The organism is Kitasatospora sp. NPDC088346, assembly GCF_044740765.1.
GTDB lineage: Bacteria > Actinomycetota > Actinomycetes > Streptomycetales > Streptomycetaceae > Kitasatospora.
In genome coordinates this window covers 282,820-295,907 of the sequence record NZ_JBIURH010000005.1, presented here as the reverse complement: position 1 = coordinate 295,907, position 13,088 = coordinate 282,820, and the positions used below count along the sequence as shown (strand labels likewise).

Annotated in this window: 13 protein-coding genes; 5 read left to right on the top strand and 8 right to left on the bottom strand. The window is 74.5% G+C overall.

Going from position 1 to position 13,088, the window contains the following annotated elements; genetic code table 11:
• Nucleotides 1-75: 75 nt before the first annotated feature.
• Nucleotides 76-660, top strand: a complete 585-nt coding sequence (locus tag ACIOFR_RS10630) for a GNAT family N-acetyltransferase (protein ID WP_400994616.1) — start codon at nucleotides 76-78, stop codon at nucleotides 658-660.
• A 33-nt stretch (nucleotides 661-693) separates the two neighbouring features.
• On the opposite strand, the gene ACIOFR_RS10625 is transcribed toward ACIOFR_RS10630, so the two are convergent.
• A complete protein-coding gene (locus ACIOFR_RS10625) occupies nucleotides 694-1,083 on the bottom strand; it encodes a YkvA family protein (protein WP_400994613.1) in 390 nt (129 codons plus the stop codon).
• 86 nt (nucleotides 1,084-1,169) lie between these two features.
• Nucleotides 1,170-1,772, bottom strand: a complete 603-nt coding sequence (locus ACIOFR_RS10620; RefSeq protein ID WP_400994611.1) for a hypothetical protein — start codon at nucleotides 1,770-1,772, stop codon at nucleotides 1,170-1,172.
• 150 nt (nucleotides 1,773-1,922) lie between these two features.
• On the opposite strand from ACIOFR_RS10620, the gene ACIOFR_RS10615 reads away from it, so the two are divergent.
• Nucleotides 1,923-2,225 (top strand): hypothetical protein, encoded by a 303-nt coding sequence (locus tag ACIOFR_RS10615; protein ID WP_400994608.1) that lies wholly within the window; start codon nucleotides 1,923-1,925, stop codon nucleotides 2,223-2,225.
• Between the two features lie 74 nt (nucleotides 2,226-2,299).
• The gene (locus ACIOFR_RS10610; protein ID WP_400994606.1) at nucleotides 2,300-3,643 is read left to right on the top strand and encodes a hypothetical protein; all 1,344 of its coding nucleotides are present in this window, start codon (nucleotides 2,300-2,302) and stop codon (nucleotides 3,641-3,643) included.
• Nucleotides 3,644-3,760: 117 nt separating this feature from the next.
• Here the strand turns inward: ACIOFR_RS10610 and ACIOFR_RS10605 are convergent, their stop codons facing one another.
• Both ACIOFR_RS10605 and ACIOFR_RS10600 read right to left on the bottom strand, forming a co-directional pair.
• Entirely contained in the window at nucleotides 3,761-5,827 is a 2,067-nt protein-coding gene (locus ACIOFR_RS10605) for an amino acid adenylation domain-containing protein (protein WP_400994604.1), read from the bottom strand.
• 226 nt (nucleotides 5,828-6,053) lie between these two features.
• Nucleotides 6,054-6,542, bottom strand: coding sequence for a glutathione peroxidase (locus ACIOFR_RS10600; RefSeq protein ID WP_400994601.1), 489 nt, complete (start codon nucleotides 6,540-6,542; stop codon nucleotides 6,054-6,056).
• Nucleotides 6,543-6,836: 294 nt separating this feature from the next.
• Here ACIOFR_RS10600 and ACIOFR_RS10595 point away from each other — a divergent pair, with 294 nt between their 5' ends.
• Entirely contained in the window at nucleotides 6,837-8,294 is a 1,458-nt protein-coding gene (locus ACIOFR_RS10595) for an amino acid permease (protein ID WP_400994598.1), read from the top strand.
• Here ACIOFR_RS10595 and ACIOFR_RS10590 read toward each other — a convergent pair.
• Nucleotides 8,263-8,940 carry a DUF1275 family protein gene (locus ACIOFR_RS10590; protein WP_400994596.1) on the bottom strand — a complete coding sequence of 226 codons (678 nt, stop codon included), beginning with the start codon at nucleotides 8,938-8,940 and terminating at the stop codon, nucleotides 8,263-8,265. The genes ACIOFR_RS10595 and ACIOFR_RS10590 overlap by 32 nt on opposite strands.
• A gap of 25 nt (nucleotides 8,941-8,965) precedes the next feature.
• Complete coding sequence (locus ACIOFR_RS10585) at nucleotides 8,966-9,799, bottom strand: alpha/beta fold hydrolase (RefSeq protein ID WP_400994593.1); 834 nt, start codon at nucleotides 9,797-9,799, stop codon at nucleotides 8,966-8,968.
• 310 nt (nucleotides 9,800-10,109) lie between these two features.
• On the opposite strand from ACIOFR_RS10585, the gene ACIOFR_RS10580 reads away from it, so the two are divergent.
• Complete coding sequence (locus ACIOFR_RS10580) at nucleotides 10,110-11,024, top strand: hypothetical protein (protein WP_400994591.1); 915 nt, start codon at nucleotides 10,110-10,112, stop codon at nucleotides 11,022-11,024.
• A gap of 93 nt (nucleotides 11,025-11,117) precedes the next feature.
• Here ACIOFR_RS10580 and ACIOFR_RS10575 read toward each other — a convergent pair whose 3' ends face one another.
• Together ACIOFR_RS10575 and ACIOFR_RS10570 are read right to left on the bottom strand one after the other, a co-directional pair.
• Nucleotides 11,118-11,969 (bottom strand): hypothetical protein, encoded by an 852-nt coding sequence (locus tag ACIOFR_RS10575; RefSeq protein ID WP_400994589.1) that lies wholly within the window; start codon nucleotides 11,967-11,969, stop codon nucleotides 11,118-11,120.
• Between the two features lie 267 nt (nucleotides 11,970-12,236).
• Complete coding sequence (locus ACIOFR_RS10570; RefSeq protein ID WP_400994586.1) at nucleotides 12,237-13,028, bottom strand: class I SAM-dependent methyltransferase; 792 nt, start codon at nucleotides 13,026-13,028, stop codon at nucleotides 12,237-12,239.
• Between the last annotated feature and the right edge of the window lie 60 nt (nucleotides 13,029-13,088).

Sequence of the window (13,088 nt, the reverse complement as noted above, 5' to 3'; positions counted from 1 at the left end):
CGCGGGCGGCCCGTTCCGGGGCCGTTGTCCGCCGCTTGGAACGCCCCCTGGGACGGTCGCCGCGGCTGTGGCACGATGGCGGCGCAGTACCCGTGGAGGCTTGCCACCGACCGGAGAACTGGAGCATCGAACGTGACGAGCGAGCTGAACTTCCGAACCGCCGGACCGGCCGATGTCCCCGCCCTGGTGACTCTCGTCGAGTCCGCCTACCGCGGCGAGGCGAGCCGGGCGGGCTGGACCAGCGAGGCCGACCTGCTGGACGGCCGGCGGACCGACGCCGAGCTGGTCGCCGACGTGATCGCCCGCGAGGGCTCCGTGATCCTGCTCGCCGAACGCGACGGCGAGCTGCTGGCCTGCTGCCAGCTGGAGCGCCGCGCGGACACCGCGTACTTCGGGCTGTTCTCCGTCCGGCCCGAGCGGCAGGGCGGCGGGCTGGGCCGCGAGGTGCTGTCCCGCGCCGAGCGGCTGGCCCGCGAGGAGTGGGGCGCCGCCGAGCTGGAGATGACGGTGATCGAGCAGCGCGCCGACCTGATCGCCTGGTACGAGCGGCGGGGCTACCACCGCACCGGTGACTACTCGCCCTTCCCCTACGGCGACGAGCGGTTCGGCGTGCCGCGCCGCGCCGACCTGCGGTTCGAGCGGCTCACCAAGGCGCTCTGAGGGCCCACCGCGCCGGGGCTCGTCCGACCAGCCCTACACGGCGTCCGGCCGGTCGCCGCGGCGCCACTCGACGTAGCGGCCCGACTCCCGGGTCAGCCCGGTCAGGAACCAGAGCAGCACGGCGGTGTCGTCCGTCCAGCCCACCACCGGGAAGACGTCCGGCAGCACGTCGACCGGGCTGAGCAGGTACAGCGCCGCGAACAGCCCCAGGCCCACCAGCTTGCCCGGCCCCACGCCGGGGTACCGGTGCCGCAGCACGTCCCCGACCAGGCCCGGCAGCGCCACCACCCGGGAGCCGAGCCCGGGGGCGCCCGGCCTGCGGGTCTCCCGGTACAGCCCCCAGGCGGAGCGGGAGACGGCCGCACCGTTCAGCCCGCGCACACCCCGGCCCGGCCGGCGCCCGGCCGGTACCCCTCTGCCCATGACGGTCTCCTCCCGCGTACGGGCCGCATACCCGCGGCGCGGCTCCCCATGCACGGTACGCGACGGCGGTGCCGGCCGGAGCGGCCTCAGCCGCCGTACAGGTCGTGGCAGGCCCGCGCCTGCTCCGAACCCGGCTGCCACTGGCCGAGCCGCTCGGCCTGCGTGCAGACCCCCAGACCGGAGAGCAGCGGGAGCGAGGGACTCGGCTTCGGCCGGGTGCCGGCGCCGCCGCTCGGTGACCGGTGGGCCGACGGGGTCGGCCGCGCGGCGGGGGAGGAGCGGGCCGAGGCCGAGGCGGAGGCGGAGGCCGACGGGGACGGGCCGGGCGTGCGCGCCGCCGACGGCCCGGCCGGGGCGCCGACCCGTTCGACCAGCACCGGGTCCGCCACGGGTACGGAGGGTGGTGGCGGCGCCAGCGGGGCCGGGGCGGGCCCGTCGGTGGCGCTCCCGCCGACCAGCTCGCCGGTGTCCTCCGCGGCGAGCGGCCCGCAGGTGGCCAGCAGCCCGCCCAGCACCATCGCGCCGCCGAGCAGGACCGCGATCCGCGCCGCCCGGGGCGGATGCCGGCGCGGCGGGGTGAGCTCCGGCTCCCACGGCGTGGGCGGGGGCGTGGGCGGGGGCGCGGCCGCCGGCTCGGCGGGCCGCTCCTCCCACGCGTACTGCCAGGGTGGCTGCCACTGCTCGTCCATCGTGCTCCTCCACGCCGTCCGGCCCGGCCGTGCCCCGGCCGGGCCCGCCGTGCCCAACGACGGACCGGCGGTTGCGGAACGGCCGACCGGGTGCGTCCACCCGGCCGAGGCACGGATGCGCCCCGCGTGGACCGCGACGATCCTGACGGGATGGAGAACCTCATGGACACCGTCGCGAACACCGCCATGGACACCGCCGCAGACAGGGAGCGCAGAATGGACGCGAGCAGGCAACTGGACGTGGAACCGCTGGTCGAGATCGCCGAGTTCCGGACGGACAGCCGCTACCGGCTGGTCCACTTCAAGGGCGCGGGCTGGAAGCCGCTGGCCCCCGAGGAGTTCGAACCCGAGATCAGGCACTTCTTCCCCGACCTCGACCCGCACGACCCGCAGCTCGTCCGCTGGGAGGACCGGCCCTGGGAGTGGCCGGCCTGGCACCCGGGCGAGGCCTGACGGACCGTCGGGCCGCGGCGCCGGATTTCCCCGGCACCGGCCCGGCGGGGGCACGCCGGCCGTACCCTCGACGGATGCGAGCAGCAACGTGGACCGAGGCCTGGGCGGCCGGCGGCCGGGCCGTCCACATCGGCGACGTCGCCGACTTCAACGCGCAGTTCCTCCCGCAGTCCGCCGGCAGCAGGCGCCAGGGCCACCACTACTCCTGCCTGGCGGCCTTCTACAGCCCGCACCCCGCCGTCCTGGTGCTGCCGCACGAGGTGGAGGAGGGGTGGCTGCGACTGCTGGAACGCGAACTGGGCTGGTCGGCCGTGGAACTGCACAGCGGCCTCGCCGGGGACGGGCTGATGGCCCCGGCGCTGGCCGCCCGGCCCGCCCTGCGGCAGCGGATCGACGGCCTCGGCCTGCCGGTCCGCCGCTGGGGGCGCAGTGGCCCCGACGGCCCCGCCGGCGCCCCCGACGACCCGGCGCTCGCCGCCGTCCGCCGGTACGAGGCCAAGGACGAGTCGCACGCCCTGTTCGCCCGGATCGCCCCCGGTCACCCGGGCGTCCGCGTCCCGGCCCAGCAGGCCGTCGAACCCGGTCGCCGGCTCGCCCGGCTGGTCGCGGCCCGCGCCGCCGGCGGCCGCACCACCGTCCTCAAGGCCAGGCACGGCGTCGGCGGCTTCGGCACCGCCCTCCTGACCCCCGAACAGGTCACCCTGGCCGGCGGGGCGAGGTCACTGCTGCGCCGGCTGACCGAGCACCAGGTCCTGCCGCCCGGCGAACCGCTGCTGGTCGAGGAGTACGTGGACGGCGGCGGCCGGCTGCGCCATCCGACCTTCGACGGGGTGGTCGCCGACGACGGGTCGGTCCACCCGGTCGGGGTGGGCCTGATGGACGTCGAGGGCACCGGCTACCGCGGCGCCACCGTCGGCCCCGGTCTGGTACCCCGGGGGCTGGCCGACACCGTCGCCGCGTTCGGACTGGCCGTCGGCCGCGAACTGGCCCGCGCCGGCCACCGCGGCTGGTACGACGTCGACTTCGTCACCGACCGCACCGGCCGGCCGGCGCCCACCGAGACCAACCTCCGGCTCACCGGCCCCGCCGTCGCCTTCATGCTCAAGACCCGGCTGGACGCCGTGCGCGGCCCCGGACACCTGGTGCGGACCCTCGACCGGCTGCCGCTCGGCGCCCGCCTGGGCCCGCAGCCGCTGCTGGCCCACCTGGAGCGCCTCGCCCGGCGCTGCGCGCCGTTCGGCGCCACCCTGCTGCCGACCATCCCCACCACGGGGTCGGAGCCGGAGCCCACGGTGGGGATCGCGCTGGCCGCCGCCGGCCCGGCCGCGCCGGACGCACTGGACGCGGCCGAGGCGGTGGTGCGGTCCGCGAACCTGGCGCTCGGCGACCCGTTCGAGGCCCTGGAGCCACGGTCCTGACGCCGGGGCCCCTGACGGCGGGCCTCCTGACACCGGAGGCCCCTGACACCGTGGGCCCCTGGCGCCGTGGGCCCCTGGCGCCGTGGGCGCCTGGCGCCGTGGGCGCCTGGCGCCGGATCAGAGCGCCTTCGGGTGGGCGGGCGCCCGCCAGGCCAGGAAGCGCACCAGCACGGCCGCCGACACGATCAGCGCCAGGTTGAACACTACGGCCAGCATCCCCTGGGCGGCCCAGTCGTGCCGGGGCGTGGTCCGGTAGGCGTTGTCCTGCGGCCACCAGGAGGCCAGCAGCCACACCAGGGCCAGCCGGGTCAGCAGCGTCAGCCCCTCCGGCCGGCCGAGCCGGGACAGCATCCGCCCGCCCAGGAACAGCACGGCCACGCCCAGCCCGAAGCCGATCGACTCGCCCAGGTAGAGCAGTTGGAACACCAGTGCCCACGGCTCCGGCACCAGGCCGACGTCGGTCGACCCCGGCCAGATCGGCTCGGTGAACAACCGGGACAGCAGCGCGAACACCGCCGTGACCGCGATCCAGGACGCCGGACCCGGGGCGGAGTCCGCCCAGACCCCGGCGCCCTTGGCACCGCCGGCCCGGCCGGCCTTGACGGATCCGGCGGACCCCGGGGAGCCGGCGCTCCCGACGCCCGCCGCGGGCACCGGCAGGGCTGCCCGGTCGAGCTTGCCCGCCCGGGTGAGGGGCAGCTCGAACAGCGGCACCACCGCCTCCGGCACGGACCCGGCCGGCAGCCGGGCCGCCAGGTACGACCGCAGCGCCCACGGGTCCAGCGTGCGGCCGGCCACCGGCACCGCGTACGCCACCAGGACCGGCCCGGGTCGCGGCTCCCGCGGGACGGCCGTGACGGTGCACTCCCGGACGTCCGGGTGGCCGCGCAGCACCGCCTCGACCTCGGCCGCGGCGACCGTCTCCGGGCCGAGGTCGCGGCCGACGAACTCCAGGATCCCGTCCGGCCGCAGCCGCCCCAGGTCGCCCGTGCGGTACAGCCGGACTTCGGGGTGCCGGCGGTCGGCGTAGAAGCGGTCCGCGGTCAGCTTCGGCCGGTTCAGGTATCCGCGGCCGACCCCCGGCCCGGACAGGCAGATCTCGCCGACCTCGCCCGGCGGCACCGGCTCGCCCTCGGCGTCCAGCAGGTGCACCCGGTTCCCCGGGAACGGCACGCCGATCAGGGAGACCCGCTCGGCGTGCTCCGGAGGGTCCGCCAGCGTCGCCGGGTCGAAGTAGGTGCTGTCCACGGCGGCCTCGGCGACCCCGTACACGTTGATGTGCCGGACCCCGGGGCCGAGGTAGCGCTGGATCCGCAACTGCTCGTCCAGGTACCACTTCTCGGCACCCACCGAGAGCAGCCGCACCGACCCCAGCTCCAGCCCGAGCGGCTGGAGGTACTCGAAGAGCCGGCGCAGCAGGTGGACGTTGGTCTCCATCACGGTGATCCGCTCGCCGATCACCAGCTCGTGCAGCTCCCGGAGTTCGGCCGTGCGGTCCAGGGTGTAGTTGCGCCGGGCCATCACCAGCGTGGCGCCGGTGCCCAGCGCCCGCAGCCAGTCCGCGGTGAAGACGTCGAACTCCAGCGTGGCGGTCTGCAGGATCCGGTCGGACTCGCTCAGCCGGTACACCTCCTGCCAGCCCCGGTAGGCGTGCAGCAGGTTGCGGTGCTCGATCCGGGCGCCCTTCGGATCGCCGGTCGAACCGGAGGTGTAGAAGACGCACGCCACGTCGACGCCGCGGGCCCGGACGTCCGGCGCGGTCGACGGCAGACCGGCCAGCTCCGCGGCCGCGGTGTCGAGACAGAGCACCGGACGGTCGGTCGCGTCCGTCAGGCGCACCCGGTACACCTCCTCGGTGACCACCACCACCGGGTCGGCGTCGGTCAGCACGTGGCGGATCATCCGGTCCGGCCCGGTCGGCTCCAGCGGCACGTACGCCCCGCCGGCCTTCAGCACCGCGAGCACCGCCGTCAGCAGCTCGGGCCCCCGCCCCAGCGCCACCGCCGCCGGCCGCTCGGGCCCCACCCCGAGCTCGACCAGCCGGTGCGCCAACCGGTTGGCCCGCGCGTCGAGTTCACCGTACGAGAGCCGCTCCGTGCCGCACACCGCGGCCGGGGCCCGTGGTGCCCGGCGGACCTGCTCCTCGAACAGCCCGTGCACGGTCTCGGTCTGTGTCGTCGTCATCGCGCGTTCCCCTCCCTGCGTCGACAGGACCACGCCGATCCTGCCCGCCCCCACTGACAGTGTGCAGCCAGTACTTCCCCGTGACGCCCGCAGGTCGTCCGGTAGTTGCACACCTGTCACCGACTCGGGACCTGGCCACCGCGGCCGGGGTGTCCGGCGCCGCGCCGCACGCACGCGGGGCCGCCGCGTCGGCCGCGGCGGCCCCGGAGGTCGAACCCGCGGAGGGTCAGGCAGGCAGCTGCGCCTCGATGGCGGCCACCAGCTCGTCGGCCTCCGGCTCGGTGCGCGGGCGGAACCGGCCGGCCACCGTGCCGTCCGCGGCGAGCAGGAACTTCTCGAAGTTCCACTGGACGTCGCCGGCGACGCCCTCGGCGTCGGCCACCTCGGTCAGGCGGGCGTACAGCGGGTGCCGGTCGCCACCGTTCACCTCGACCTTCTCGAACAGCGGGAAGGAGACGCCGTAGGTGGTGGAGCAGAAGGTCTGGATCTCCTCCTCGGTACCGGGCTCCTGACCGGCGAACTGGTTGCAGGGGAAGCCGAGCACCGTGAAACCGCGGTCGGCGTAGCGCTGCTGCAGCCGCTCCAGGCCGGCGTACTGCGGGGTCAGGCCGCACTTGGAGGCGACGTTCACCAGCAGCAGGGCCTTGCCCTTGTGGTCGGCGAGCGAGGTCGGCTCGCCGGCGAGGGTGCGCAGCGGGATGTCGTAGAGGCTCACGGGAGGTCCTTCGGTCTGTCCGGGGGCAGGGGCGTACTCCAGCGGACAACCTCCGGGCCGCCCCGGGTGTTCCCGACCGGCGCCGGAGCGGCCGGACCGGCCCCGGGACCCCCCGAACGGCGGAGAAAGCTCAGATCTTGCGCAAATCATCCCCGAACGTGACATTGGCTACTGCTGCCGGGCCCCCCTTGCGGCCAGGATGTGCCGTCGGCCCGCGCCACCGTGACCACCCTCATCACGTCGCGCCGGGCGGAGCAGGAAGTCCCGTCCCCTCACGAAGGCGAAAACAACTCCATGAGTGACCGCACATCGACTGCGGCCCGCCCGTCCGCCGGGGCGCCGACGGCGCCGTCCCGGCCCGTCGACGCGGGCGACGCCGGGTACCGCAAGGACCTGAAGTCCCGCCACGTCAACATGATCGCCATCGGCGGTGCGATCGGCACCGGGCTCTTCCTCGGCGCCGGCGGCCGCATGGCGGACGCGGGCCCCTCCCTGTTCATCGCGTACGCGGTCTGCGGAGCCTTCGCCTTCTTCGTGGTGCGCGCGCTCGGCGAGCTGGTCCTGTACCGGCCGTCCTCCGGCGCGTTCGTCTCCTACGCCCGCGAGTTCATGGGCGAGAAGGGCGCCTACACGGCGGGCTGGCTGTACTTCCTCAACTGGTCCACCACCGCCATCGCGGACATCACGGCCGCCGCGACGTACGCCCACTTCTGGGCGATGTTCAGCAGCGTCCCGCAGTGGATCCTGGCCCTCATCGCCCTCGCGGTGGTGCTCACGGCCAACCTGATCTCGGTGAAGTACTTCGGCGAGATGGAGTTCTGGTTCGCGATCATCAAGGTCGCCGCGCTCGTCAGCTTCATGCTGGTCGGCATCTTCCTGATCGTCACCCGGCACGACATCGGCGGCCACACCCCCGGCCTGGCCACCATCACCGACAACGGCGGCATCTTCCCCGGGGGCATGATGCCGATGCTGCTGCTGGTCCAGGGCGTGGTCTTCGCGTACGCCTCCGTCGAGCTGTGCGGAGTCGCGGCGGGCGAGACCGAGAACCCCGAGAAGATCATGCCGAAGGCGATCAACTCGATCATGTGGCGGGTCGGCCTGTTCTACGTCGGCTCGGTCGTCCTGCTCGCGCTGCTGCTCCCCCACACCGCGTACTCCGCGGGCCGCAGCCCGTTCGTGACGGTCTTCGAGAAGCTGGGCGTCCCCGGCGCGGCCGGCGTGATGAACCTGGTGGTCCTCACCGCCGCACTCTCCAGCCTGAACTCCGGGCTGTACTCCACCGGCCGCATCCTGCGTTCGATGTCGCTGTCCGGCTCGGCGCCGCGCTTCACCGGTGTGATGAACAAGGGCGGCGTGCCCTACGGCGGCATCCTGCTCACGGCCGGCTTCGGCGTCCTCGGGGTGGTGCTGAACTACGTCATGCCCGGCGAGGCGTTCGAGCTGGTCGTCAACTTCGCGTCGATCGGGATCCTCGGCACCTGGGCCATGATCATGATCTGCTCGCTGCTGTTCTGGCGGCGCGCGGCGGACGGCCGGGTCACCCGGCCGGGCTACCGGCTGCCCTGGGCCCCGTACACCCAGATCGTCACGCTCTGCTTCCTGGCCGCCGTCGTGGTGCTGATGTGGCTGGACGGCGGCGTGGGCCGCACCACCGTCGCCTGCCTGCCGCTGATCGCGGCCGCGCTGGTCGGCGGCTGGTTCCTGGTCCGCCGGCGGGTCAGGGCGGTCGCCGAGACCCACCGGGACTGACCTCCGGGCTCCGGCGCGCCACCGGCCAGGAGGTCCGGAGCGCCGCCGTGACCAGCAGCGCGGGCAGCAGCGGGGCGGCCGGGTGCAGCCAGCGGAAGGCCGCGCCCACCGCCGCCGCCCCCGCGACGAAGAGCAGTACGGAGCCCGCGCTCTGCCGCGCCGCCCGTCCCCGGGTCACCAGGGCGGCGATGGCCGTGGTGACCGTACCGGTGAGGTAGGCCGTGGTGGCCTCGCTGCCGGTGGCGCGGACGCTGCCGTTCTGGCAGCCCATCGCGACGGCGGTCAGGAACAGCAGCGTCGCGCGCTGGGCCGGGTCCGGGGCCCCGCCCCAGCCCAGCCAGGCCGCCGCCACCAGCCACACCGCGAGCGTCTCCAGCAGCAGCCCGCCCCGCAGGCCCAGGGCGGGCCGCCGGCCCCGGCCGCCGGTCGCCAGGCTGCCCGCGGCGGCCCCGGCGCCGTACCCGAGCAGCGCCAGGGCGACCAGCCGGGCGGCGTCCGGGTGGGCGCCGCCCAGGCTCAGGCCGAGCACGGCGGAGTTGGCGGTGACCACGCTGGTGAAGACCCCGCCCAGGGCGAGGAAGCCGAAGGCGTTCGCGCCGCCGGCCGCGAGCACCAGCAGGCCGTGGGTGGCGGCGTCCCTCCCCATCGCGTCCTCCGGCCGCCGGACCCGGTCACTTCCCCAGGAAGTCCATCAGCGCCCGGTTGACCTCCTCGGGGTGCGTCCAGGCGATGTTGTGCGGGCCGCCCTCCACCGTGACGAAGGTCAGGTCCTTGATCAGGCCCGGCAGCCGTTCGGCGGTGTTGCCGTAGGGCAGGATGCGGTCCGCGTTGCCGTGCACGAGCAGCACCGGCACGTCGATCCTCGGCAGGTCGGCCCGGAAGTCGGTCAGCCAGGTGTCGACGCAGGCGTGCGCCGCCCAGGCCGAGGCCGCGACGGCCACGTTGAAGCTGTTCTGCCAGGCCTCGGTGCTGATCCGGGTGCCGCCGTAGGTGTCGACGTTGTAGAAGTCGTCCAGGAAGGCCTTGAAGTACGCCGGCCGGTCCTTGAGCACCGCCGCCTTGATGCCGTCGAACACCGACGCGTCCACGCCCTCGGGATTGTCGTCGGTCTTCAGCAGGAACGGCGGGATGGCACCCATCAGCACGGCCTTGCTGACCCGCGCCGAGCCGTGGGTGCCCAGGTAGCGGGTGACCTCGCCGGTGCCCATCGAGAAGCCGACGAGGACGACGTCGTTCAGGTCCAGGTGCTCCAGGAGCGTCTTCAGGTCCGCCGCGAAGGTGTCGTAGTCGTACCCGGTGGTGGGCTGGCTGGACTGCCCGAAGCCCCGCCGGTCGTAGGTGATGACCCGGTACCCGGCCTCCAGCAGCACCCGCTCCTGCTTCTCCCAGGAGTGGCCGTTCAGCGGGTAGCCGTGGATCAGGACCACCGGCTGCCCGCTGCCGTGGTCCTCGTAGTAGATGTCGATGGAGCTGCTGTTCTCCCGGCCGACGGTGACGAACGACATGCGGAGACCTCGCCTTTCTCGGACTTCCCCCTGGACCCGGACCTGGAACCGGTGACCTGGACCCGGTGACGGCCCCGACCGGAGGCGGACCAGCCCTCCGCGGCCCCGGGCCTGGCCACGAGCCTTCCATCCGGCCCCCGGCCCCGCATCTCACGAGCGGCCGGTCGCGCGGGCTCCGGATTTTCCGTTATCGCCGTACCGGTGCGGGGTCTCCTGTACTGCGGGGCCGGTTCCGCGCGGAGACCGGCCCCGCTCCGCGCCCGCCGATCCACGCGCTCCCCGGGGCGCGCCGTACCGGAAAGACCTGCCGATGTTCGCTTCTCCCCGTTCGACGTTCCGCTGGGCGGCCGTGGTGGCCGGTGCGACCGGAGCGCTCGTCCTCGCGCTCGGGATGTCCGGACCGTCCCCGGAGCCCGGCCACCCGGCGCACGATGCCGTGCATTCCATGGCGGGCATGGACCACGGCGCCTCGGAGATGCCGGCGACGGCGGCGATGTCCGGCATGGCGGCCGGCGAGGGGCTCGCCCCCGAGCTCGACGGCTACCGGATGGAATCGCCCGTCGGCACGCTCCCGGCCGGCGGGGCGACGGGCTACCCGTTCACCCTGGTGGGGCCGGACGGTCTGCCGATCACCGACTTCGCGGTGGTGCAGACCAAGAAGCTGCACTTCTACGCGATCCGCTCGGACCTCACCGGGTACCAGCACCTGCACCCGACGATGGCCGCCGACGGCACCTGGACCGCCGACCTGGCCGCCCTCGAACCGGGCGACTGGCGGCTGTACGCCTCGTTCACCCCGAACACCGGCCCCCACCGGGGCACCGAGCTGGTCTTCAGCCGGGTGGTCACGGTGCCCGGTGCGGTCCTCGCGGTGCCGCTGCCCGCGGCGGCCGGCAGCACCGAGGTCGACGGCTACACGGTCTCGCTCCAGGAGGGGTCGGCGGCCGGGATGATCCACCCGCTCACCGTCACGGTCAGCCGGGACGGCCGGCCGGTCACCGACCTCCAGCCGTACCTGGAGAGCTACGCGCACCTGAGCGCCTTCCGCGCGGGGAACCAGGCGCTGGCCCACCTCCACCCCAAGAACGTCGTCGACGGGGACCACGGCGGCCCGACGCTGAGCTTCGACGCGATGATCGGCGAGTCCGGCGACTGGCGGGTCTTCCTGCAGTTCCAGACCGCCGGGCAGGTGCACACCGCCGTGCTCACCTGGCACGTCGCCTGACGGGCCCGTCCGGGCCCGCCCGTGGGGGCCGGCCCGGTGCCGGTCGGTTCGGCGCGGGCCGGTTCGGCGCGGGACGTCCGTGCGCGCGGCGGCTCAGCGCAGGACCTGCGCCTGCCAGGAGGTGAACTGCTGGACCGGGTCGCCGTTCAGCCCCCACGGCCAGGGCGTGACGGTGCCGTCGATCGCCTCGAACACCGCCGCGGCCTCCGGGAGGCGGTTGGCCTGCACCAGCGCGTACGCCAGCATGTTGAGGTCGGCCAGGGCCGTGGCGTGGCCGAGACGGCCGGGGGAGGTCCAGTCGAGGAGCGCCCGCTGCAGGGCGGACTCGGCGCGCGCGTTCGTCCACTGGCGCCGGGCCAGCAGGGCGTCGACGCCGCCCCGGGAGACCGTCCGGTGGTGGTGGTCGACGGCCGCCGCGAGTTCCAGTCCCACGGCGGGGACGGCCGGGGTGGCGGCCGGAATCCGTGCGCGGACGGAATCGACGAAGTCGAGCAACTGACTGTGGGAACCGCACTCTTCCGGGGACAGGTAGCGCAGCATCTGGAAATGCGCCTCGCGGTGCCAGGCGTCGCGGGTGGTCACCTCGTGCCAGGCCTTGAACACGTCCTGCTGATTGCATCTCAGGAGCCGCAGAATTCCCAGCAGTACGACCCACGGTGTCGGATCGTTCGGCTGCAGTTCCGCGGCACGGTAACAGTCGTCGGCCGCCGCGCGGGCGTCCTCCATCGCGCCGGCCCGCCGGCCGCGCACCAGCTCGACCCGGGCCGAGAAGGTCAGTGCCTCGCCGCTGCGCTGCCGCCGCCGGAGCCAGCACCGGGCGAGACCGGAATCCGCGGCGGATTCCGAGAGCACCGAGAATCGGTGCGCCCGTCGGTCCCAGTCGTTTCCGGCCTCCTGAATGACCCGCTCCACCTGGTCGACCTGAATATCGGTCAGACCCGGCATCGGGGGGCTGTCCAGTTGCTTGCGGACCCTGCCGAGATTTCGGTCGTCGAGTTCTGGGACCAGGCGCGGACCGGAGTTTCGAAGCCTTCGAAAGATCGACACGGACGCAGACTATGGCCGGTCCGGGAAACGAGAAAGGCCCGGTAGCGAATCGTTATTACCGGGCCCGGACGGGGTGACATTACCGCCTCGTAGCGCAATCCCGGGCGCCCGCCGGCGTGTTCGGACGGGTGGCTCGTCCGGGCCGGCGACCCTCGGGTCGGTGACTCATCCGGGCCGGCGGCCCGAGGTCGAGACCAGGGTGTAGGACAGCGCGTCGAAGCCCGGCCGGCGGACCAGCGCGCGGAACCGGGTCAGCTCGTCGGGGGTGACACCGGCGGCCAGCAGGGGGCCCTGGAGCTGGCGCGAGTTGATCTCGTGCAGCCGGGCGCCGCCGTCGTGGGACCAGCTCTCGGCGTGCACGGAGGTGCGGACCCCGGTCAGGCCGAGTCCGGTCATCGCCCCGTGGACCCGGCGCCCCCAGTCCAGGTCCGCGCCCCGGTCCCCGAGGACGGTCAGGAGGGCGTCGACCACCCGGGAGAACAGGGCCGCCTCGTCCGGTGCGGCCGTGCCGAGCACGGTGAGCGGGCTGCGGTCGAACTCCTCGACCAGCAGCACGCCGCCGGGCCGCAGCGCCCCCGCCAGGGTGGCCAGCACCTCCTGGCGCTCGGGCAGGTGGAGCAGGAGCAGGCGGGCGTGGATCAGGTCGAACGGCCCGCCGGGCGGCTGCTCGGAGCGGACGTCGTGGCGGCGGACGAGGACGGAGCCGCCGGCCCCGGCCAGTCGGGTCGGGTCGAGGTCGGTGGCGGTCACCGAGCCGGTGGGGCCGACCCGTTCGGCGAGCAGCCGGGCGATCGACCCGGCGCCCGCGCCGACCTCCCAGCAGTGGGCGCCGGCCGGGACCCCGAGCCGGTCCAGGTGGCCGGTGGTGATCGGGTCGAGGGCCTCCTCCAGCACCCGGAGCTGGTCCACGGCCTCCTCGGCCCGGTTGTCGAAGGCGTAGCGGACGGCGGTCGTCATCGGGGCGTCTCCCGTGGTGCTCGGTGGGTCGGGTGCTGCGCTGCTCGGTGGGTCGGGTGC

Bases quoted from the DNA above. Each gene is read 5' to 3' on its own strand.
- ACIOFR_RS10630 (WP_400994616.1), top strand. From the start codon at position 76: ATGGCGGCGCAGTACCCGTGGAGGCTTGCCACCGACCGGAGAACTGGA.
- ACIOFR_RS10625 (WP_400994613.1), bottom strand. From the start codon at position 1,083: ATGGGCAGAGGGGTACCGGCCGGGCGCCGGCCGGGCCGGGGTGTGCGC.
- ACIOFR_RS10620 (WP_400994611.1), bottom strand. From the start codon at position 1,772: ATGGACGAGCAGTGGCAGCCACCCTGGCAGTACGCGTGGGAGGAGCGG.
- ACIOFR_RS10615 (WP_400994608.1), top strand. From the start codon at position 1,923: ATGGAGAACCTCATGGACACCGTCGCGAACACCGCCATGGACACCGCC.
- ACIOFR_RS10610 (WP_400994606.1), top strand. From the start codon at position 2,300: ATGCGAGCAGCAACGTGGACCGAGGCCTGGGCGGCCGGCGGCCGGGCC.
- ACIOFR_RS10605 (WP_400994604.1), bottom strand. From the start codon at position 5,827: ATGACGACGACACAGACCGAGACCGTGCACGGGCTGTTCGAGGAGCAG.
- ACIOFR_RS10595 (WP_400994598.1), top strand. From the start codon at position 6,837: ATGAGTGACCGCACATCGACTGCGGCCCGCCCGTCCGCCGGGGCGCCG.
- ACIOFR_RS10590 (WP_400994596.1), bottom strand. From the start codon at position 8,940: ATGGGGAGGGACGCCGCCACCCACGGCCTGCTGGTGCTCGCGGCCGGC.
- ACIOFR_RS10585 (WP_400994593.1), bottom strand. From the start codon at position 9,799: ATGTCGTTCGTCACCGTCGGCCGGGAGAACAGCAGCTCCATCGACATC.
- ACIOFR_RS10580 (WP_400994591.1), top strand. From the start codon at position 10,110: ATGTTCGCTTCTCCCCGTTCGACGTTCCGCTGGGCGGCCGTGGTGGCC.
- ACIOFR_RS10575 (WP_400994589.1), bottom strand. From the start codon at position 11,969: ATGCCGGGTCTGACCGATATTCAGGTCGACCAGGTGGAGCGGGTCATT.
- ACIOFR_RS10570 (WP_400994586.1), bottom strand. From the start codon at position 13,028: ATGACGACCGCCGTCCGCTACGCCTTCGACAACCGGGCCGAGGAGGCC.